Here is a 19,997-nt window from a genome sequence, read left to right as displayed (position 1 = left end):
GCGCCCCTCTCAGCCTGCAGCGCTGTTCGCTGCATCCATTGTGTCTGTGACGTCCATGGCATTTGCCGCCAGCGCGGCACATGCCGCCGATAGCTATCCGACCAAGCCGATCCGCTGGATCGTGCCGTATGCAGCCGGTGGCGGTTCGGATTTCCTGGCACGCACAATCGGACAGGGGTTGTCGGCAAAGATCGGCCAGCCGGTGGTGGTGGACAACAAGCCCGGCGGCAACACGGCGATCGGCGCATCGGAAACCGCGCGCTCGCCCGCAGATGGCTACACGGTGCTCTCCGCCGACAACGGCACGCTGGTATTCAACCCCGTGCTGTACAAGACGCTGTCCTATAACCCTACCCGCGACCTCGCGCCGGTGACGCTGATTGGCCGCTTCCCGATGATCCTGGTGGTGGGACCGGGTAGCACCGCGAAGACAGCGCAGGAATTCATCGCACAGGTCAAGGCCGCGCCCGGTGGCATCAACTATGGTTCCGCCGGCGCGGGCAGCCCTCACCATCTGGCGATGGAACTGCTCAAGGTGGAAGCGCACCTGACCATGACACACGCGCCATATCGTGGCGCCGGCCCCGCTCTCTCCGACGTGGCCGCGGGCCAGATTCCAGCGATGATGGTCGACTACGCCGCCGGCGCGGGCTTTATCAAGGGTGGCAAGGTACGCCCGCTGGCCGTGGCGAATCCCACCCGTCTGGCGCAACTGCCTGACGTGCCGACGTTCGCGGAACTTGGCTACAAGAATGTGGAGGCCGCCGCGCTGGTCGGGATGGTGGTGCCGGCCGGCACGCCATCCGATGTGATTGCCACGCTGAACAAGCAAGTGGTGGCGTCGATCAAGGACCCCGCCATCAACAAGAAGCTGGTGGATTTCGGTGTGGAGCCGGTAGGCAATTCCCCCACGCAATACAGCGACCTGCTGCGTGCCGAGAGCACGCGCTGGACCAAGCTGATTCACGATCTGAAGATCACGTTGGACTAATCTCGCTGGACTGAACCATGCCGCAGACGAACGCACCCGCCAGCAGTGGAAGCTGCCCGATCGACCACAGCGCCCTGCGCGCGCCCAACGGTTGCCCGGTCAGCCACCAGGCGGCGGCGTTCGATCCCTTCGAGGACGGCTACCAGCAGGACCCGCCCGAGTACGTGCGCTGGTCGCGCGCGCAGGAGCCGGTGTTCTACAGCCCGAAGCTCGGCTACTGGGTGGTGACGCGCTACGACGACATCAAGGCGATCTTCCGCGACAACATCACCTTCAGCCCGTCGATTGCGCTCGAGAAGATCACACCCACGGGTGAGGCGGCCAATGCGGTGCTGGCCTCGTACGGCTACGCGATGAATCGCACGCTCGTCAACGAAGACGAACCCGCGCATATGCCGCGCCGCCGCGCGTTGATGGAGCCGTTCACTCCCGCAGAACTGGCCCACCACGAACCGATGGTGCGCAAGCTCACACGCGAGTACGTCGACCGTTTCATCGACAACGGGCGCGCGGATCTGGTGGACGAGATGCTCTGGGAGGTGCCGCTGACGGTGGCGCTGCATTTCCTCGGCGTGCCCGAGGAAGACATGGACCGGTTGCGCCAGTACTCGATCGCCCATACGGTCAATACGTGGGGCCGCCCGAAACCCGAGGAGCAGGTGGCCGTGGCCCACGCCGTGGGCAACTTCTGGCAACTGGCCGGCCGCATTCTCGACAAGATGCGCGAAGATCCATCCGGCCCGGGCTGGATGCAGTACGGCCTGCGCAAGCAGCGCGAACTGCCCGAGGTGGTTACCGATTCGTACCTGCACTCGATGATGATGGCCGGCATCGTGGCCGCACACGAGACCACGGCCAATGCATCGGCCAACGCGATCAAGCTGCTGCTGCAACATCCCGATGTCTGGCGGGAGATCTGCGAAGACCCGGCATTGATTCCAAACGCGGTGGAAGAATGCCTGCGGCACAACGGCTCGGTGGCGGCCTGGCGGCGCCTCGTCACGCGCGACACCGAAGTGGGCGGCATGTCGCTCGCGGCTGGCAGCAAATTGCTGATCGTCACGTCGTCGGCCAACCACGACGAACATCATTTCGCCGATGCCGACCTGTTCGACATCCATCGTGACAATGCCAGCGACCAGCTTACGTTCGGCTACGGCTCTCACCAGTGCATGGGCAAGAACCTCGCGCGCATGGAGATGCAGATCTTCCTGGAGGAACTGACCAGCCGGCTGCCCCATATGCGTCTGGCCGCGCAGCGCTTCACCTACGTGCCGAACACCTCGTTCCGTGGCCCGGAGCATCTCTGGGTCGAGTGGGACCCCGCACGCAACCCCGAGCGGACCGATCCGACCGTGCTGGCGCCACGTGACGCGGTCCGCATCGGCGAACCGACTGGCGGCACCACCGGCCGCACGCTCATTGTCGAGCGCGTCGAGACGGCCGCGCAAGGGGTGGTGAGGATCCGCCTGGTTTCGCCCGATGGCCGCGCGCTACCGCGCTGGTCGCCGGGCTCGCATATCGACGTCGAATGCGGCCACACCGGCATCTCGCGCCAGTATTCGCTGTGCGGCGACCCCGCCGATACCGGCGCCTTCGAGATCGCGGTGCTGCGCGAGCCCGAAAGCCGTGGCGGATCGGCGTGGATTCATGCCAGCCTGCACGCAGGCGACAAGCTCAAGGTGCGCGGCCCGCGCAATCACTTCCGACTCGACGAGACCTGCCGTCGCGCGATCTTCATCGCCGGTGGCATTGGCGTGACCCCGGTCAGCGCCATGGCAAGGCGTGCGAAAGAACTGGGCGTCGACTACACCTTCCACTATTGCGGCCGCAGCCGTGCCTCCATGGCGATGATCGATGAGCTGCGCGCCTTGCATGGTGATCGCGTGCGGATTCATGCCGCGGATGAAGGCCAGCGCGCCGATCTCGCGCAAGTGCTCGGCGCGCCCGATGCGAACACGCAGATCTACGCTTGTGGACCGGCCCGGATGGTCGAGGCGCTGGAAGCCTTGTGCGCGACATGGCCCGAGGATTCGCTGCGCGTGGAACACTTCAGTTCGAAACTTGGAACGCTCGATCCTTCGCGGGAACAGCCGTTCACGGTCGAACTGAAAGACTCGGGTCTGACGCTTGAAGTCCCTCCGGACCAGACCCTGCTCGCCACCCTGCGCGCCGCAAACATCGACGTGCAAAGCGATTGCGAGGAAGGCCTGTGTGGATCGTGCGAAGTGCGCGTGCTGGCCGGCGAGATCGACCACCGCGACGTCGTGCTAACGCGCGGCGAGCGTGAAGCGAACAACCGGATGATGGCCTGCTGCTCGCGAGCGGCGAAGGGCGGAAAGATCGTGCTGGGGCTGTAAGCAGGCGGGGGGGGTGATGCGCCAGCCCGTGGCGCATCAACCAGCATCAACCAGCATCAACCGGCAACAACGCCATTCAGTACGGCGTCACGGATGCCGCGCGAGCACACCGCGAATCGTATCGGCCAGATCTTTCGCCAGGAACTTCGACACATAGGCATCGGCGCCAACCTTGCGCACGTGCTCCTCACTGGCCTCGCCCGAGAGCGATGAGTGGATCACCACCGGCAGCGACTTCAGCCGGGCGTCGGCCTTGATCTTGCGCGTCAGGGTGAAGCCATCCATCTCCGGCATTTCCAGATCGGTCAGCACCAGCGCGATCTCGTCGCGGACCGTGGCGCCCTTGCTGGCGGTCAGGTCTGCGATCTCGCCGAGCATATCCCAGGCTTCCTGACCGGACTTGGTCATCACGACTTGCACGCCCATTGCCTTGAGACCGTTTTCGATCAGGCCGCGCGCCAGCGCGGAATCGTCCGCGCAGAGAATCTTGCTGCCGGGGCGGATCGACAACGCCGGGCCGACGGTCGACGGATCTACGTCTGGCTGGCGCGAGGGCAACACGTCGCGCAGGATCTGCTCGACATCCAGCACCTGCACCAGCCGCGGGTTCTCGCCACCCGCATCGAGCTTGGCGATGCTGGTCACCAGCCCGCCCTTCACGCTGGTCTCGGCGGAGATCACCTGGTTCCAGTCCAGGCGGACGATTTCCTCGACCGCTTCCACCGCGAAGCCCTGCGTGGACCGCGCGTACTCGGTCACGAGCATGATGTTCAGGCCCGACTTCGGATTGCACTCCAGCAGGCGCGGCAGGTCGATAACCGGAATCACCTGACCCCGGATATCGGACATGCCCAGGATCGACGGCTCCGCGCCGACCACGCTGGTCACCGGCGGCATCACCAGGATTTCACGGACCTTGAACACATTGATGCCGAACAGTTCGGACTGCCCGGTGTGTGCCGCATCACCCAGTCGGAACAACAGCAACTCGAACTGGTTGTTGTTGGTCAGGTTGGTGCGCTCGTCGATGTCTCTCATCGCGCTGGTCATGCTCTAGCTCCGCTGGATGGGGTGAATACGTGTAATGCCGAAGAACTAACGGCCGGGAGGCTTCAACCTTTAGCCTCCAGCACGACCCACAGCGCGGCGCCCGCGCTCGAGCGAAATTCCAGCGACGCATCCATGACGCACTTGTGACGCATACCGCTCTCCAACCACCGTCGCCCATGCACCAAGGGAAATCCCTGAGCCTCGCAATGCACTGCAAACCCGGGGTTATTCGGCCCCGGGCATGTTCCGCATGTTCGCTCGATGATGAAGACAACGTCACGCTCGCCTACCTTTGAGCCTCGCCGGATCCCGCCCATCAGAGGTGGCTGACCGGCCCCGGCCCTAGGGCCGGACACCGAGGAAAGAGCGACCGCACCCCTTGCCCGATGCCCACGGGACCTCCGCCCTCACACCCGGAACCATGTGAGACGAGGCTGACGCCTGATCCGTACGCGGACGCGCGCAGCGCCCCCTGCAAGGAGACACAACATCATGATCGAACAGCCCTATCCGTCCGTCGCGGACACGGATGCCGCGCCCCCCACTGCCCAAGGCAAAATCGACCAGTACTTCCAGATCAGCGCGCGCGGCAGCACGCAGCGCCGAGAGGTCGTCGCCGGCATCACCACCTTCATGGCGATGGTGTATGCCGTTTTCGTCGTGCCTGGGATGCTCGGCAAGGCCGGCTTCGATACCAGCGCGGTCTTTGTCGCCGTCTGCCTCACCACCGCATTCGGGTCGCTATTGATGGGCCTCTGGGCCAAGCTGCCGATTGCCATCGGTTGCGCGATCTCGCTGACCGCGTTCATGGCCTTTGGCCTGGTGCTGGGCCAGCATCTGTCCCCCGCCGTGGCGCTGGGCGCCGTGTTCCTGATGGGCGTGGTCTTCACCGCGATCTCGGTGACCGGCGTGCGCACCTGGATCCTGCGCAACCTGCCCGCTGGCGTGGCACACGGCGCCGGCATCGGTATCGGCCTGTTCCTGCTGCTGATCGCCTCGAACGAAGTCGGCCTCGTCATCAAGAACCCCGGACCCGGACTGCCCGTCTCGCTCGGCAATATCACCGCCTTCCCGGTGATGATGTCGATCCTCGGACTGGCCGCGATCTTCGGCCTTGAGCGTCGCCGCGTGCCGGGTGGCATCCTGCTGGTGATCGTGGCGATCTCGACGCTCGGGCTTGTTTTCGATCCATCGGTCAAGTTCACCGGCATCTTCGCGCTGCCGACGCTCTCCGCGCCGGGTCACACCTCGCTGATTGGCGCCATGGATATTCGCGGCGCGCTGTCCGCCGCGGTGCTGCCGAGTGTGCTGGCACTGGTGATGACCGCCGTCTTCGACGCCACTGGCACGATCCGCGCGGTGGCCGGTCAGGCCAACCAGCTCGACGCCACGGGCCGCATCCACAACGGTGGCCGCGCCCTGACCGCCGACTCCGTGAGCTCGATCTTCTCGGCCTTCTTCGGCGGCGCCCCGGCTGCAGCCTATATCGAATCGACCGTCGGCGTGGCCGCTGGCGCCCGCACCGGCCTGGCTGCCGTGACCGTCGGCGCGCTGTTCCTGGCCGTGATGTTCTTCTCGCCGCTGGCTGGCCTGGTGCCGTCGTACGCCACCGCTCCCGCGCTGATGTACGTGGGTCTGCTGATGCTGTCGAGCGTGTCGCGCCTGCACATGGACGACCTGGTCGACGCGCTCTCGGGGCTGGTCTGCGCCGTGTTCATCGTGCTGACCTGCAACATCGTCACCGGCATCATGCTCGGCTTCTGCACGCTGGTGATCGGCCGCATCGTCTCGGGCGAATGGCGCAAGCTCAATATCGGCACGGTCGCGATTGCCGTCGCGCTGGCCGCGTTCTATGCAGGTGGCTGGGCGATCTGATCGCACCCAACACCGAGAATCTTGTCTCCTCCACCTGGGATGACCGGTGGATTTGCCGGCCTCCGGGGACTTTCCCCCCGGAGGCTTTTTTCTTCCTCTCGTTCTCCTGTTAGTTATTGTCGGCACCGTATCGGAAAGCTCCGAAGAATCGATACAGAGTCATTCGAAAACCCGACAGAAATATCATCGCGCCATTCGCTGACCACGATGACTCCTCAATCGTGGATTGAAATCCGGGTGGCTCAACCTCCCTCAGCCGCTTATCCAGATTGCCCGGATACAGCGCCATAAAATCCCGGGTGGCTATCTTGCCGCGTTTTGGTTAGGATGCCGTTCGGCACCGATGGCTATCCGCCTCCGCCGCCGCGCGCAACCCAATCACAATAATGGGCGGGCTTGCCTGCGCCATATGTCTAATAGACGCGATGCAAAGCGAATTTTTTGTTCGCAAATTAGCGTTTGATCCGTGCTTTTTCAGATATTTTTTGTAATATTTTTGTTGTGCGGGTGCGTTGCGATGTCCTGTAACATTCCGCCACAAATCTATCGGGGATCCAAAAATGCCGACCTACAAGCAGTTGCTAGCGGAAAAAGAAGCACTCGAAGCCAAGCTCAATGAAGTTCGCGCCAATGAAGTGGCTGGCGTGATCGAGCAAATTCGCCAATTGATGGCCGATTATGATCTGACCGTCGAAGACATCGCCCCCAAGCGCCGTCGCGGTCGTCCGGCCAGCGGCGCCACCGTGGCACGCAAGACGTCGTCCCTGCCGCCGAAGTACCTTGACCCGAAAACCGGCAAGACCTGGTCGGGCCGTGGCCGCGCGCCGGCATGGCTCGGCAAGCGCCCCGAGCGCTTCCTGATTGAACAGGCGTAAGAGAGTTCAGCGGGCAGTCCGGCAAACGCCGGGCTGCCGCATGAGGCGCGCTGCTCAGCGCGCCTCGCAAAGATATTCGCTACGCAACGCCCGGAATCCGAGTTGCGTTGGCTCGGGCGCGACATTCGCGCCCCCATCCCCCCTTGGCTCCAGTCGGAGCACCCGCGCCGAGCAATGCTGGGCGGTCTCATCCCTCGTGTACCGGATCTCGTACTGCGCGCCCGTTCGCGGGATGAAAGACACCCCCGCCGCGCAACGAACCTCCTCGGCCGGTGGCGCGGCCGTCGACGTCACGGCCACGTAAATCCGCTTGTCCACCGCTACCTTCCGCTCACGCGTTCGCGACGGCGGTTCCGGGGAGCTTCCGACCATATCCAGCTCTCCGTCGCGCCCCATCGCAGCCAATTGCTTTCCGGTTCCCGCCAGCACGAGCGGCCACGGGGCCTTGGGACAGCTCGCGGGGTCCAGCACGCTGAAGGTCGTGCGGTCATCGGTGCTGGTTGTCACCCGTACCATCGCGTAGGGCGCGTCGGGCGGTACCCGATAATGGCTCACGCAACCGCCCAGCACGAGAGCGCAGGGGATACAGAGCACTGCAGCGGACCGGTTCAGACGCATAGGGCGTACGAAGATGACAGTTGACCGACGATGATGCGAAAGCCGGGTGGCGCCGTCCAGCCCAGGGGATGACCCTGTGGTCGGTGAGGATATCCACAGGTTCTGTGGATATCCTCACCGAGCGGTTCGCGCTAGCCCTTTATGTACGGCACCGCACTGGACTGCACAAGATTTAGGCAGCCCTGCCGATAGCACGACGCCGGAACTGGTCAATGTAGATCAGGAACGCCTCCGCCCCAAGTTCGGACTCCCGCCTGCCAGCACGCTGCGCGCTTGCTTCCGCGGCCGTGGGACAGGGCATCTCCGCCTCCGTTGACACTGGTCAACCGTGACTACGCGGAACTTCACGATGATGCCCCCATGTCTCGGGCGACATCGGTCCCTCCTCGGACCCGCGGCCACCGCATCGACCTTGATGCTTCGGCTTTGACACCTGGCGCCCGGGCCAATCCAAGTGGATAGCCCGATCGTCGCCATGATTGATGAAACCCAACTCTACGACCACATTCAGCACGATTTCCCGCTCGACACCCGTCCCTATCAACGCGCAGCATCGCTACTCGGCCTCTCCGAGCGAACGGTACTGAGCCTGCTCGCACGAGACCTTGGCAACGGACGCATCAGCCGCATCGGCGCGGTGTTCGCCCCCAACTCGATCGGGACAAGCACGCTGGCCGCGCTGGCGGTGCCGCCGAATGAAATGAAGCAGGTAGCGGAACGTCTGAACGCGGACCCGGCGATCAGTCACAACTATGCCCGTACCGGTCACCGCTACAACCTCTGGTTTGTCGCCGGCGCGCGCGATCGCATGATGCTCGATGCCGTGCTGCAGCACATCGCCGACGACGTGGGGTACCAGCCGATTGATCTGCCACTCGAACGCGAATATCACATCGACCTCGGTTTTCCCCTTGGCAAGGGTCGGGAAGCCAGCAAACCAACCCGGCGAGCACCGCCAGCATCCGTGCCCAAGCCAGACATGGACGAGTGCGACTGGCGTCTGGTGGCCGCGCTGGAACCTGGCCTGTCTCTGACGCCGGAGCCCTATCACGCGCTGGCCGAACGTTGTGGCCTGCCACTGACCGAGACGCTGCAGCGCCTGCAGCAGTGGCGCAAGAACGGTGTGATCCGCCGCTTTGGTGTCATCCTGCACCATCGGCCATTTGGGTATTCGCACAATGCGATGTGCGTGTGGAATGTGCCCGATGCGCGCGTCGATGCCATCGGGATGCGCATCGCCAGCCTGCCGCATGTCACGCTGTGCTACCGACGCCCCCGACGCCTGCCAAACTGGCAATACAACCTCTTTGCCATGGTGCACGCACGCGGGATGCACGAACTCGAGACGACGCTGTCGCGCTTCGATGCGATTGGCGGGTTAACCGCCATGCCGCACGCTGTACTACGTGCCAGCCATTGCTTCAAGCAGCGCGGCACGCGCTACGGCAATATTCCGGCGAGGGTCTGAGCCCTCGCCCGCCCGCTTGCGCGGGCCTTAATCTTCCATTCAGGTTTCCATTCAGGACGCCGAGGCCGGCGCGGGAAACAGCACGGACAACCGCGCGGCGAATGGCCCCACCCACGTCGGGCGTGGCGCGGCATCCAGCCAGTATTTGACTTCCAGCCCCAGTTCGGTGTCGCCGCTGATCGACAGGCGGCGCTGGAAAAACAGCGTGTCCGTGTCGGCATCGCCGCTGATCAGGCGCAGGTAGTCCGCCACCTTGGCACGCAAGGTCAGGTCCGATGCGGAACCATCGAACGGCCCCGGCGCAAACCGGCCATCGACACATCGAAAGCGCACTTCCAAGCCGATATCCTCGACCGTCAGCCGAAACGTATGGCCATTCAGCGCGGCCGGCGGCTCCAGCCATCCCGAGCGGCGCATGGCCTCCACGGCCAACACGAAGGGCAACGCGCGCGCGGGCGCCGGCATGTGCCGGTGCACCCGCGACATCAATCCGGTCAGCATCGTCATGCCGTAGCCTCCTCGCTCTCAATCCATCGAATGCCCGGCTTGCCTGTCCAATACCCGTTACTGGGTGCCGCGTCCGCAGGCATGACCGGACTCGGCGCCGCCGGCATTCCGTGGCGAATGCCATCGAGATGGGCAATCGCTTCGAAAGTGCCTGTGGAATGGGGGCTGACACGCATCAGACCAACACCGGCCTCCGCCATCCGCGACACTTCAGCGCAGAGGTCGAGGCAAGTAGCAGACTGCGTCTGGATGCCGTTGAGCGTGAAGAACGCCTGCCCCTCGCCCGTGTCCGCCACCAGCCCGTCCGGATAGTCCAGGCAGCGGAATTCGCAGGCGTCCTTGCGCAGACGGTGATGGCGTGCGGTAAAGCAGCGCGCGGAAAACGCCAACGGCATACGCCCCCAGACCAGCGCTTCCAGATCGAGACCCGCAGGGCGCGCCGCGGCCAGCGCGGCCATGGTGCGGCCATCCATTTCGACCGGCACCGTGCAACCTACCGCGCCGAGCGATGCCAGCCATGCCAGCGTGTCGCCCTGATAGACGTTCAGGTGTGGGCCGCCCACGAACGGACGCCCGCCCATGCAGCGCACCGCGCCAAGGTCGTTGGCTTCGACCAGGTAGTCGTCCTGCCCGCAAACCCGGCGCATGACTGCGATATCGCTGTCGGATTCGACCAGCACCGGCGTCGACAGCACCACCTGCTTGCCTGCCTCGCGCAACATCTGCGCGATTTCGAGCCAGTCCGCATGGCGTAGTTCGTGCCGCCGCGTGCAGACGGCCTCGCCGAGATGGACACGGTCGACGGGGCTGTCCGCGACCGACGCGTAGAACTGCAGCACCGTCGCGCGCGGCCAGTAGTAAAGCAAGGGGCCGAGGGAAATTCGAAACAAGGGAGATTGCTGTGTGGGCATTGCCATATGGAATCCTGGCTTGTGATGGTTGGACGCCGCTCAGCGCCAGGGCCGCTCGTACGCGCCTTGCGTGACCTGGTCGCCTTCGGCGTGGCGTCCCAGCGTGGCCTGCCATTCCTGGCGCGGCGCGAACCGCTTCGGATCGCGGCATGCATCGTCGATGGCCGCGCGCAGCACACCCACCACGTCAGCCACGTAGCGCGGGCTGCGCTGCCGGCCTTCGATCTTGATCGCGGCAATGCCAATATCGATCAGCGTGGGCAGCAGCGATACCGCATTGAGACTGGTCGGTTCCTCCAGCACGTAGCCGCGTTCGCCTTCGACGGTGAAACGTCCCTTGCACAGGGTCGGATAGCCTGCCGGCTCGCCAGGGGCGTAGCTGTCGATCAGGATGCCGGACAGTCGCGCCTGCATCGTGCCGTCCTGCTCGTCCCAGCGCACCGCATGAGCCGGAGAGCAGACGCCCTTGTTATTGGGCGAGTCGCCGGTAGCGTAGGACGACAGCAGGCACCGGCCCTCCGCCATCACGCAGAGACTGCCGAATCCAAAGACTTCGAGTTCGATATCGGTCTGGCGGGCAAGCTTCGCAATCTGCGTGACCGTGAGCACTCGCGGCAGCACGACCCGCCGGATGCCGAACTGCTCGCGCATCAGCTCGATGGCGTCGGCGTGGGTGGCGGAGCCCTGGACGGAAAGGTGGATGCGCAGGGACGGATGGCGTTTCGCGGCATAGGCAATCAGACCGGGGTCGGCCATGATCACCGCGTCCGCGCCGAGCGCGGCCGCCGCGTCGACAGCGTGGTGCCATTGCTCGACGTGGCCCATCTGCGCGAACGTGTTGATCGCGAACAGCACTTCGGCACCGCGTGCATGGGCCTCGGCCACACCGGTGCGGATATCGTCCTCGCTGAAATTCAGACCGCCGAAGTTACGGGCGTTGGTGGCATCTCGCAGGCCCAGATACACCGCGTCGGCGCCGTGCTGCAGCGCCATGCGCAGCGCTGCTAGCGAGCCTGCGGGTGCGACAAGTTGAGGGCGGCGCACGGGCACCGCCAAGGGTGGATTCATCGCATCGGGTCCGGAAAGGGAGTTCCCGGATGCTAGCGATACGCTGATAGTGAGCCTTTGACTCGGCGCAAACGAAACGAAAGCGTCGCGCCGCGTTTGCCGACGTTTGCCGTCGTTTGCCGGCGTTGGTCGTAGTGTTGGCTGCTGCGTTGGCCGCTGTATCAGCCCACTGCGCGCGACATGCGAACCGCGCCGAGCCGCGCGGAAAGCTGATCGGCCAACGCACGGACCTGTCCGCCGATTTGCTCGCCGGTCGGCGCATCGATCTCGCTGGTCAGGTAGCTGACAGCGATGGCACCCACCGCACGCGAGCGCGTGGCGTCGAAAACAGGGGCGCCAAAGCAGGTCATGCCATCGCGCATCTGGCCGTTGTCGATCGAGTACCCGAGCGCACGAACCTGTTCGAGCTCATCGACCAGCGCCGCGACCGTGGCCACGCTCGCGCGCGTCAGCGGCACGGGCATCCCCCCATCGAACAGATGCCTGACTTCCGCCGCCGGTACGGTGCTGAGCATGGCCTTGCCCGTGGCCGTGTATGGCGCGGGCAGCCGCATGCCGATGCGGAAGGTCACGCCCAACGGGCGGTCGCCATTCTGGCAGGCCAGGTACACAACCTCGGCGCCATCGAGCATCGACAGCGTGACCGTGGCGTCGTGAAAGGCATCGGTCTCGTCCCACAGCGCCCGGAATTCTTCCGTGATCTGCGTCTGCGACAGGAAGGCATTGGCCCAGCTCATCACATGTGGCCCCAGCGCCATCGCTCCGCCCGGCAAGCGCTTGAGCAATTGAAGCTGGACGAGCGTGTCGCACATGCCGTGCAGCGAACTCTTGGGCGCGCCGGTCAGCCGGGTCAGGTCGGCCAGCGTCAGCGGCTCCGGCGCTGCCGCCACGGCATCCATCACCTGGACCGCGCGCACCACGGCAGGCGAAGTGGACTTGAGCGCTGGCGCGGCGTCCGCCGCATCTGCGGCGGGAATGGCATAGGCTGTCTTTGGCATCGGCTGGCTGCTATCGGAACGGTTCTTGCCCTCTGGCGGTCTTTCCGACGAGGGCGTAAGATATTCCATCGTTCCGCATATCGAATATCGTTCAATCTATTGAACGATATTAAACACCGCAAACCCGACGAATGCAACCCGAGGATTTCGCCATGCAACTCAAGGACCCTTCGCTGTTCAAGCAACTGGCCTATGTCGACGGTCAATGGATCGGCGCCGATTCGGGCGCCACGTTCGACGTCACGGACCCGGCCACTGGCGAGGTCATCGCCCGGGTGGCCGACCTGGGTGCCGCCGAGACCACGCGCGCCGTTGCTGCCGCGGAAGTCGCCCAGAAAGCCTGGGCAGCAAAGACCGGCAAGGAGCGCGCCAATATCCTGCGCCGCTGGTTCGACCTGATGCTGGCCAATACCGACGACCTGGCCTACCTGATGACGCGCGAGCAGGGCAAGCCGCTGGCCGAAGCCAAGGGCGAAATCGCCTACGCCGCCAGTTTCATCGAATGGTTCGCCGAGGAAGCCAAGCGCGTGGACGGTGAAGTGCTGGCCACGCCTGCCGCCGACAAACGGCTGGTCACGCTGCGCCAGCCGGTGGGCGTGTGCGCCGCCATCACCCCGTGGAACTTTCCGGCTGCGATGATCACGCGCAAGGTGGCGCCAGCGCTGGCCGCGGGCTGCGCGATCGTGATCAAGCCGGCCGAACTGACGCCGCTGTCCGCATTCGCGCTGGCCGAACTCGCGCATCGCGCCGGCGTGCCGGCAGGCGTGCTGCAAGTTGTCACCGGCGACGCCCGGAACATTGGCGGCGTGCTGACGGCCAGCCCGATCGTGCGCAAGCTGTCGTTCACGGGCTCGACGGAAGTGGGCCGCATCCTGATGGCTCAGTCGGCGCCGACCATCAAGCGCCTGTCGCTCGAACTCGGCGGCAATGCGCCGTTCATCGTCTTCGACGATGCCGACGTCGATGCGGCCGTGGAAGGCGCGATCGTCGCCAAGTACCGCAACGGCGGCCAGACCTGCGTATGCGCGAACCGCTTCTACATCCAGGACGGTATTTACGATGCGTTCGCCGCCAAGTTTGCCGAGCGCACCGCTCAACTGCGTGTCGGCAACGGGCTCGAGGCAGGCGTGGTGATCGGCCCGCTGATCGAGGACGCCGCGATCGAGAAGGTGAATTCGCTGGTCGAGGATGCCACGTCCAAGGGCGGCAAGGTACTGGTCGGTGGCGGCAAGCACCCGCTCGGCGGCACGTATTACACGCCGACCGTGATCGGCAATGCCACCGCTGACATGCGCATGGCGCGCGAGGAAATCTTCGGGCCGGTGGCACCGCTGTTCCGCTTCAGGCTGGACGACGAAGCCGTTGCCGCCGCGAACGCCACCGAGTATGGCCTGGCCGCCTATCTCTACACCCGCGATATCTCGCGCGCATGGCGCACCGCCGAGGCACTGGAGTACGGCATGGTCGGCCTGAACACGGGCCTGATCTCCAACGAGGTGGCACCGTTCGGCGGCATCAAGCAATCCGGCGTCGGCCGCGAAGGCTCGCGCCACGGCATCGAGGAATACCTCGAGATCAAGTATCTTTGCCTGCAGATGTGATTGCGTCTCCCTCTCCCGCTCGCTCACAGGGGAGAGGGAAGACAACCCAGAAAACCACACACCGGAGACCCCATGAACCCGTTCCGTTTCCAGACCGTGCCGACGGTCATCGTCGAGCTTGGCGCCGCGCGCCGGCTGGGAGCGTTGCTGCGCGAGGCCTTTCCGCAAGCGCAACGCCTCTGCGTGGTGACCGACGGCTTTCTCTCGAAGAGCGGCCTGCTGACCCCGGCCCTCGATGACCTGGGCAAGCACGGCTGGCAGGTGACCCTGATCGACGACGTGATCGCCGACCCGCCCGAGCACATCGTGCTCGAAGCCACCGAGCGCGCGCGGCAAGCCGATGCGGAAGTCGTACTCGGGCTCGGCGGCGGATCGTCGATGGACGTCGCCAAGCTGATTGCCGTGCTGCTTCCTGCCGCGCAGTCGCTCAAGGACATGTACGGCGTGAAGAAGGTCACGGGCACGCGGCTGCCACTCGTGCAAATGCCGACCACCGCCGGCACTGGCTCGGAAGTGACTGCAGTGTCGATCGTCACCACGGGAGAGACCACCAAGATGGGAGTGGTGGCGCCGCAGCTTCTGGCCGACCTGGCCATTCTCGACGCCGAACTCACGCTGGGCCTGCCACGCGCCGCTACCGCAGCCACCGGTATCGACGCGATGGTGCACGCGATCGAGGCCTATACGAGCGCGCATCTGAAGAACCCGATCTCGGACATGCTGGCCGTGCGCGCGCTGGAACTGCTATCGCAGAACCTGATGCTTGCCTGTGACAATGGCCACGACCACGGCGCGCGCGAAGCCATGCTGCTCGGCGCGATGTTCGCCGGCCAGGCCTTTGCCAACTCGCCGGTGGCGGCCGTGCACGCGCTGGCCTATCCGATCGGTGGCATCTTCCATGTCGCGCACGGGCTCTCCAACGCGCTCGTGCTGCCGCACGTCATGAAGTTCAACGCACCGGCGGCCAGCAAGCTGTATGCGGAACTGGCCGACGTGATACTGCCGGGCACCACCGGTAGCTGCGAAACCAAGGCAGCCGCGCTGATCGCCCATATCGAGGGACTGGTGCTGGCCACGGGCATCCCGCGCACATTGCGCGAAGTTGGCGTCAAGGAAAATGATCTGGGCCGTCTGGCCCGCGATGCAATGCTGCAGACACGACTGCTGGTCAACAATCCGCGCGAGGTCACCGAGGCCGACGCATTCGCGATCTACAGCGCGGCATTCTGACGCGCCCCGGCAACGGGCCCACGATGCGGCCGCCATGAAACCGCCGTGGAACCGCATTAGGACTACAGTGTAAGAGGCGCTATCAAAATGAAGCGAAGCGGTTCTGGCTAGACGCGCGGCCGCAGACAGTACAAGTAGTACGGCAAGGCCGCGCAACGACGCCAGAATCATTTTGATAGCGCCTCTAAAGCGCTAACAGGGCGCTACCCGCTGGCGGTGTCCTACAAGGATGCCGCCGGCCCGTGACACGTCGTTAATACCAGCAACGCGTACCTCACCACCTGCAAGGAACTGCCATGATGCAGACCGAAATCCAGGCATCCACCTGGACCAGCCCCGACGAGGAAGATGAACTGCTACGTGAGCGCATCGGCACGTGTATTGCCGAGGCGTGCGGCGGCGATATGCCTGATGGCGTTGCCGTGCACGTGGTAGACCGCCAGGTGACCATCACCGGGCGCGTGGAAGACTCGGACCTGTCCCGCCGCATCGCGCAGGCTGCGGCAACGCCGCCGGGCATTCTCGGCGTCACCAACCTGCTCGTCACGCGGGTGCCATCTCAGGCCCAGGGATCGTAGCCGTCCTTCTCCCAGTACGGAGAGATCCCGTAGTACTCGTGAATGCTGGTGGCCCACTCGGAGTTGGCCATGGTGGGCCAGTGTTCCTTGTCGAAACCCGGCGACGCCTTGAGACGTTCCTTTTCGACGCCCAGCACGAAGCACTTGCGGCGCGTATCGAGGGTCAGCGCTGACCAAGGCAGCGCGTGCAGCTTTTCCCCGATGCCAAGGAACCCGCCCATCGCCAGCACCGCATAGGCAATCCGTCCGCCAACGATGTCCAGCATGATGTGGTCGATCGTGCCGAGCTCGTCGCCGGCAGGGTCCACGACCTTGTTGCCTTCCAGGGTGTCGGCGGCCATCACGAACGGCCCGCACTTGCCGGGCTTCTGGTTCACATTGCCGATGATGGCGGCCCTGCGTTCGGATGCGCCCGCGGGCGGTGTCTGCTGGTCCATGGGACTCATGGGCAACTCCTCCTGACCAAAGGGTTGGACTGACAAGCGAGACGTATCTCCGGCGCCACATGCGAGCTGAAACCTACCAACGCCGAACTGTCCTGACTTGATCGTAGGCGCGCGCGCGGACGTCTTTCAAGTCATGTTGCAGTGCAATCGAGAGCTGCCGCACGCTGACACAGGACGCCCCATGTTGCCATAGCGCTGACAAAAATGTCGGCCCCGGCGTCGGCGGCGGCCCGCGAAGGCATCCCACCTTGCCTCACCGATGGCTTTGCGCCGTGGCCATATCCCAGATGTCCTGCGCGATCGGATGCTCGCGCTCCTCGATCACGTGGGCCACGAGCCCTGCCACGCGCCCGATCAGCGACCGCCGGTTCCATCCATACACCCAGGATCCGTATGGATGACAACTAGACAATGGCCCGCACGCCGCGACGGCGATCCTCCCGCAGCAATGTGGCGATCCGCTGCAGCGCTTGAGCCAGATCCGTCTGGCTACGCGCGCCACCGACCGACAGACGCACCGCATCCACGGGATTCGCATCCACGCTGAACGCATCCGAGCAGGCCACCAGCACACCCTGCTGCTCGAGCGCGAGCGCGAACAACTGGCGATTCCAGTGGGGCGGCAGCGTCATCCACAAGTGCAGGCCGGTGGGATGTGCGTTGACGTCCTTCGGCAACAGGCTGCGCGCCAGCGTCTGCCGCGCGCGTACCTCGCGCTGGATGTCGAGCATCAGGTGCCTGGCCTGGCCACTGCGCATCCAGTGCTCGGCCACCGCGGTCAGCAATAGCGAACACCCCATGCTGGAGGCGCGCAACGCATCCTGCAGCATTGAGGCATCGTGCTGGCGCGGCAACAGGACGAACGACGTGCGCAGGCTCGGCCAGAGGCATTTCGACAGCGAGGTCAGATAGTACGCACGCTCGCCCCCTTCGTAGGTGACGATCGGCGGCGGCGCGTCGTTGAGCAGGTAGCGGTAGGGATCGTCCTCGATCAGCGTCATGCCGAGCTTGCGCAGCATGGCCCCGATGGCCTTGCGCCGGTGCTCGGGCATGGTGCTCGCAGTTGGGTTCTGGAGCGTCGGATTCAGGTAGATCACCTGCGCGCCGGTTTCGCGATGGCTTCGTTCGATCGCGTCCGGCAACACCCCATCCTGGTCGACTTCGAGCGCGACGACACGCAAACCGAGCTGCTGCGCGGTAAGCAGAAAGCCGGGATAGGTCAGCGGCTCGGCAAGGACGGCATCCCCACGCTGCGTGCGCGACTGCAACAGGCTGAAGATCGCGGCCTGGGTACCCGCGCAGACAATCAGTTCCTGCTGCCCGGCCATCGCACCAACCGCGGGCCGCAGCCACGCCCTGCCCGCCTGGACGATCGAGGCGCCGGACCACGTGTCCTGGTAGGCGGACATCGCCTCGATGCCTTGCCGGGCCAGCACTTCGTCAATGGCCAACTTGAGCGCGTCACCCATGTTTCCACTAGCCGGCTGCGGTGGGGTGTTCATCGACAGGTCGATACGCATCTCATCGCCCGCCTCGCCAACGCCCGCGACGAACGAGCCACGCCCGCTGAACGACGAGATCAGGCCGCGATTGCGTGCCTCCGTATAGGCACGCGTCACCGTGGTGAGATCCACCCCGAGCTGCGTCGCCAGCCACCGCTGCGACGGGATCTGGTCGCCCACGGCGAGTTCGCCCGTCTGCACCGCCCGCGCAATCAGGTCCGCGATCTGCACGTAGCGCGGCCCGGCGCCCGGCGTCAGCGGGCGCAGCCATTCCACATGGCGTTCGGCTTTCGTGTCACTCATCGTCAACATCCTTCAATCGTCCATTGCAAACCCGGAACCTGAGGCATAGTATACGCATACAGTCCATACACAAACACATACAGTTTATCACTGTATGGAGTATTTGCCACGGGCTCACGGTGTCGCAAGCCGCCAGACAGGCGAGGCGCGGATCGGGATGAGCCCAGGAGAATTTGTCCATGTCTGCATTCGAAGCCCTTGATCTGGCGCGGTTTCAGTTTGCCTTCACCGTCTCGTTCCACATCATTTTTCCGGCCATCACGATCGGGATGGCGTCCTATCTGGCCGTGCTGGAAGGGTGCTGGCTACGCACCAAGAACACCGTCTATCGCGACCTCTACCATTTCTGGTCCAAGATCTTCGCGCTGAACTTCGGCATGGGCGTGGTCTCCGGACTGGTGATGGCCTACCAGTTCGGTACCAACTGGAGTTTCTTCTCCGAGTTCGCGGGCAGCATCACCGGCCCCCTGCTGGCGTACGAGGTTCTGACGGCCTTCTTCCTCGAAGCGGGCTTCCTCGGCGTCATGCTGTTCGGCTGGAAGCGGGTCGGCCCGGGGCTGCACTTCTTCGCCACGCTGATGGTGGCACTGGGCACGCTGATCTCGGCCACGTGGATTCTGGCGTCCAATAGCTGGATGCAGACCCCGCAGGGATTCGAGATCATCGATGGCCGCGTGGTGCCGACCGACTGGCTCGCCGTGATCTTCAATCCGTCGTTCCCCTATCGCCTGGTGCATATGAGCATCGCGGCCTTCCTTGCCACCGCGCTGTTCGTCGCTGCATCGGCGGCATGGCATCTGCTGCGCGGTAACGACAATCCAGCCATCCGCAAGATGCTGTCGATGGCGGTCGGAATGCTGCTGATCGTCGCCCCCATCCAGGCCGTGGTGGGTGACATGCACGGCCTGAACACGCTCGAACATCAGCCCGCGAAGATCGCCGCGCTGGAAGGCCATTGGGAATCGCACGGCGACGAGCCGCTGCCGTTGCTGGTATTCGGCTGGCCGGATATGGAGCGGGAGGAAACACGCTTCGCAGTCGGCATCCCTCGCCTGGGCAGCCTGATCCTGACGCACACGCTGGACGGGCAGATCAAGGGCCTGAAATCCTTCCCGCCGCAAGACCGACCCAATGCCGCGATCCTGTTCTGGAGCTTCCGCGTGATGGTTGGCCTGGGCCTGCTGATGATCCTGCTCGGCCTCTGGAGCCAATGGCTACGCTGGCGCGGGCGGCTGTATGAACATCGCGGCTTCCTGCGCCTGGCGCTCTGGATGGGCCCCACAGGATTGGTCGCCCTGCTCGCCGGGTGGTTCACCACGGAGATCGGCCGCCAGCCCTGGGTGGTGTATGGCCTGATGCGGACGGCCGATGCCGCGACGCCGCACAGCGTCACGCAACTGACGATCTCGCTGGCGCTGTTCGTCATTACGTACTTCTTCGTCTTCGGCGTGGGCATTGCCTACATGTTGCGGCTGGTACGCAAGGGGCCGAAGCCGTCCGAGGGCGACGTGTTCGAATCCGATGCCGAACCACCGACGGACCACAAACCAGCGCGGCCGCTATCGGCCATCGACGACGACACGCGCCTGAACCCCGCGGAAGCAAGGAGCTGACAT

The 19,997-nt window shown here is 64.7% G+C and carries 18 protein-coding genes; 9 read left to right on the top strand and 9 right to left on the bottom strand.

The features are described 5' to 3' along the window. Positions 1 to 55 precede the first annotated feature (55 nt). A complete protein-coding gene (locus K6G35_RS24760) occupies positions 56 to 991 on the top strand; it encodes a Bug family tripartite tricarboxylate transporter substrate binding protein (protein ID WP_495677129.1) in 936 nt (311 codons plus the stop codon). 17 nt (positions 992 to 1,008) lie between these two features. Continuing rightward, positions 1,009 to 3,351 carry a cytochrome P450/oxidoreductase gene (locus K6G35_RS24755; protein ID WP_495676489.1) on the top strand — a complete coding sequence of 781 codons (2,343 nt, stop codon included), beginning with the start codon at positions 1,009 to 1,011 and terminating at the stop codon, positions 3,349 to 3,351. Between the two features lie 87 nt (positions 3,352 to 3,438). Here K6G35_RS24755 and K6G35_RS24750 read toward each other — a convergent pair whose 3' ends face one another. Further along, positions 3,439 to 4,401: a chemotaxis protein gene (locus K6G35_RS24750; RefSeq protein ID WP_008651045.1), complete on the bottom strand. Its 963-nt coding sequence runs from the start codon at positions 4,399 to 4,401 to the stop codon at positions 3,439 to 3,441. Between the two features lie 492 nt (positions 4,402 to 4,893). Between K6G35_RS24750 and K6G35_RS24745 the strand changes: the two genes are divergently transcribed. Next, positions 4,894 to 6,276 (top strand): NCS2 family permease, encoded by a 1,383-nt coding sequence (locus K6G35_RS24745; RefSeq protein WP_008651044.1) that lies wholly within the window; start codon positions 4,894 to 4,896, stop codon positions 6,274 to 6,276. Between the two features lie 560 nt (positions 6,277 to 6,836). Then, entirely contained in the window at positions 6,837 to 7,151 is a 315-nt protein-coding gene (locus K6G35_RS24740) for an H-NS histone family protein (RefSeq protein ID WP_008651043.1), read from the top strand. A 54-nt stretch (positions 7,152 to 7,205) separates the two neighbouring features. Here the strand turns inward: K6G35_RS24740 and K6G35_RS24735 are convergent, their stop codons facing one another. Next, on the bottom strand, positions 7,206 to 7,667 hold the full coding sequence (locus K6G35_RS24735) for a hypothetical protein (protein ID WP_186425926.1): 462 nt from the start codon (positions 7,665 to 7,667) through the stop codon (positions 7,206 to 7,208). 577 nt (positions 7,668 to 8,244) lie between these two features. Here K6G35_RS24735 and ahbB point away from each other — a divergent pair. Continuing rightward, positions 8,245 to 9,237 carry a siroheme decarboxylase subunit beta gene (ahbB, locus tag K6G35_RS24730; protein WP_035883820.1) on the top strand — a complete coding sequence of 331 codons (993 nt, stop codon included), beginning with the start codon at positions 8,245 to 8,247 and terminating at the stop codon, positions 9,235 to 9,237. Positions 9,238 to 9,288: 51 nt separating this feature from the next. Here the strand turns inward: ahbB and ubiT are convergent, their stop codons facing one another. From ubiT to K6G35_RS24710, 4 genes are all read right to left on the bottom strand, one after another. Beyond that, positions 9,289 to 9,744, bottom strand: coding sequence for a ubiquinone anaerobic biosynthesis accessory factor UbiT (gene ubiT, locus K6G35_RS24725; RefSeq protein ID WP_024570515.1), 456 nt, complete (start codon positions 9,742 to 9,744; stop codon positions 9,289 to 9,291). Then, complete coding sequence (locus K6G35_RS24720) at positions 9,741 to 10,661, bottom strand: U32 family peptidase (RefSeq protein WP_024570514.1); 921 nt, start codon at positions 10,659 to 10,661, stop codon at positions 9,741 to 9,743. The genes ubiT and K6G35_RS24720 overlap by 4 nt, the downstream gene beginning before the upstream one ends. Positions 10,662 to 10,694: 33 nt before the next feature. Continuing rightward, positions 10,695 to 11,723, bottom strand: coding sequence for a ubiquinone anaerobic biosynthesis protein UbiU (gene ubiU, locus K6G35_RS24715; protein WP_187192319.1), 1,029 nt, complete (start codon positions 11,721 to 11,723; stop codon positions 10,695 to 10,697). A 161-nt stretch (positions 11,724 to 11,884) separates the two neighbouring features. Continuing rightward, positions 11,885 to 12,721, bottom strand: coding sequence for an IclR family transcriptional regulator (locus K6G35_RS24710; RefSeq protein ID WP_008651031.1), 837 nt, complete (start codon positions 12,719 to 12,721; stop codon positions 11,885 to 11,887). Positions 12,722 to 12,873: 152 nt separating this feature from the next. Between K6G35_RS24710 and K6G35_RS24705 the strand changes: the two genes are divergently transcribed. From K6G35_RS24705 to K6G35_RS24695, 3 genes are all read left to right on the top strand, one after another. Further along, entirely contained in the window at positions 12,874 to 14,322 is a 1,449-nt protein-coding gene (locus K6G35_RS24705; protein WP_080709860.1) for an NAD-dependent succinate-semialdehyde dehydrogenase, read from the top strand. 72 nt (positions 14,323 to 14,394) lie between these two features. Beyond that, positions 14,395 to 15,552 carry an iron-containing alcohol dehydrogenase gene (locus tag K6G35_RS24700; RefSeq protein ID WP_186425887.1) on the top strand — a complete coding sequence of 386 codons (1,158 nt, stop codon included), beginning with the start codon at positions 14,395 to 14,397 and terminating at the stop codon, positions 15,550 to 15,552. Positions 15,553 to 15,848: 296 nt separating this feature from the next. Beyond that, positions 15,849 to 16,130 (top strand): BON domain-containing protein, encoded by a 282-nt coding sequence (locus tag K6G35_RS24695; RefSeq protein WP_008651028.1) that lies wholly within the window; start codon positions 15,849 to 15,851, stop codon positions 16,128 to 16,130. On the opposite strand, the gene K6G35_RS24690 is transcribed toward K6G35_RS24695, so the two are convergent. The 3 genes from K6G35_RS24690 to K6G35_RS24680 form a co-directional block, all read right to left on the bottom strand. Then, entirely contained in the window at positions 16,112 to 16,576 is a 465-nt protein-coding gene (locus tag K6G35_RS24690) for a PRC-barrel domain-containing protein (protein WP_011519366.1), read from the bottom strand. The two genes, K6G35_RS24695 and K6G35_RS24690, sit on opposite strands and share 19 nt — an antisense overlap. A gap of 253 nt (positions 16,577 to 16,829) precedes the next feature. Then, positions 16,830 to 16,958, bottom strand: a complete 129-nt coding sequence (locus K6G35_RS24685; protein ID WP_272938069.1) for a hypothetical protein — start codon at positions 16,956 to 16,958, stop codon at positions 16,830 to 16,832. Between the two features lie 22 nt (positions 16,959 to 16,980). After that, positions 16,981 to 18,381 (bottom strand): aminotransferase-like domain-containing protein, encoded by a 1,401-nt coding sequence (locus K6G35_RS24680; protein WP_035883825.1) that lies wholly within the window; start codon positions 18,379 to 18,381, stop codon positions 16,981 to 16,983. 179 nt (positions 18,382 to 18,560) lie between these two features. Between K6G35_RS24680 and K6G35_RS24675 the strand changes: the two genes are divergently transcribed. Then, entirely contained in the window at positions 18,561 to 19,994 is a 1,434-nt protein-coding gene (locus K6G35_RS24675) for a cytochrome ubiquinol oxidase subunit I (protein ID WP_495676488.1), read from the top strand. Positions 19,995 to 19,997: the final 3 nt, after the last annotated feature.

The organism is Cupriavidus sp. HY129, from assembly GCF_059492215.1.
The sequence above is the reverse complement of the archived record's forward strand: the minus strand, read 5'-3'. Positions and strand labels throughout refer to the sequence as shown.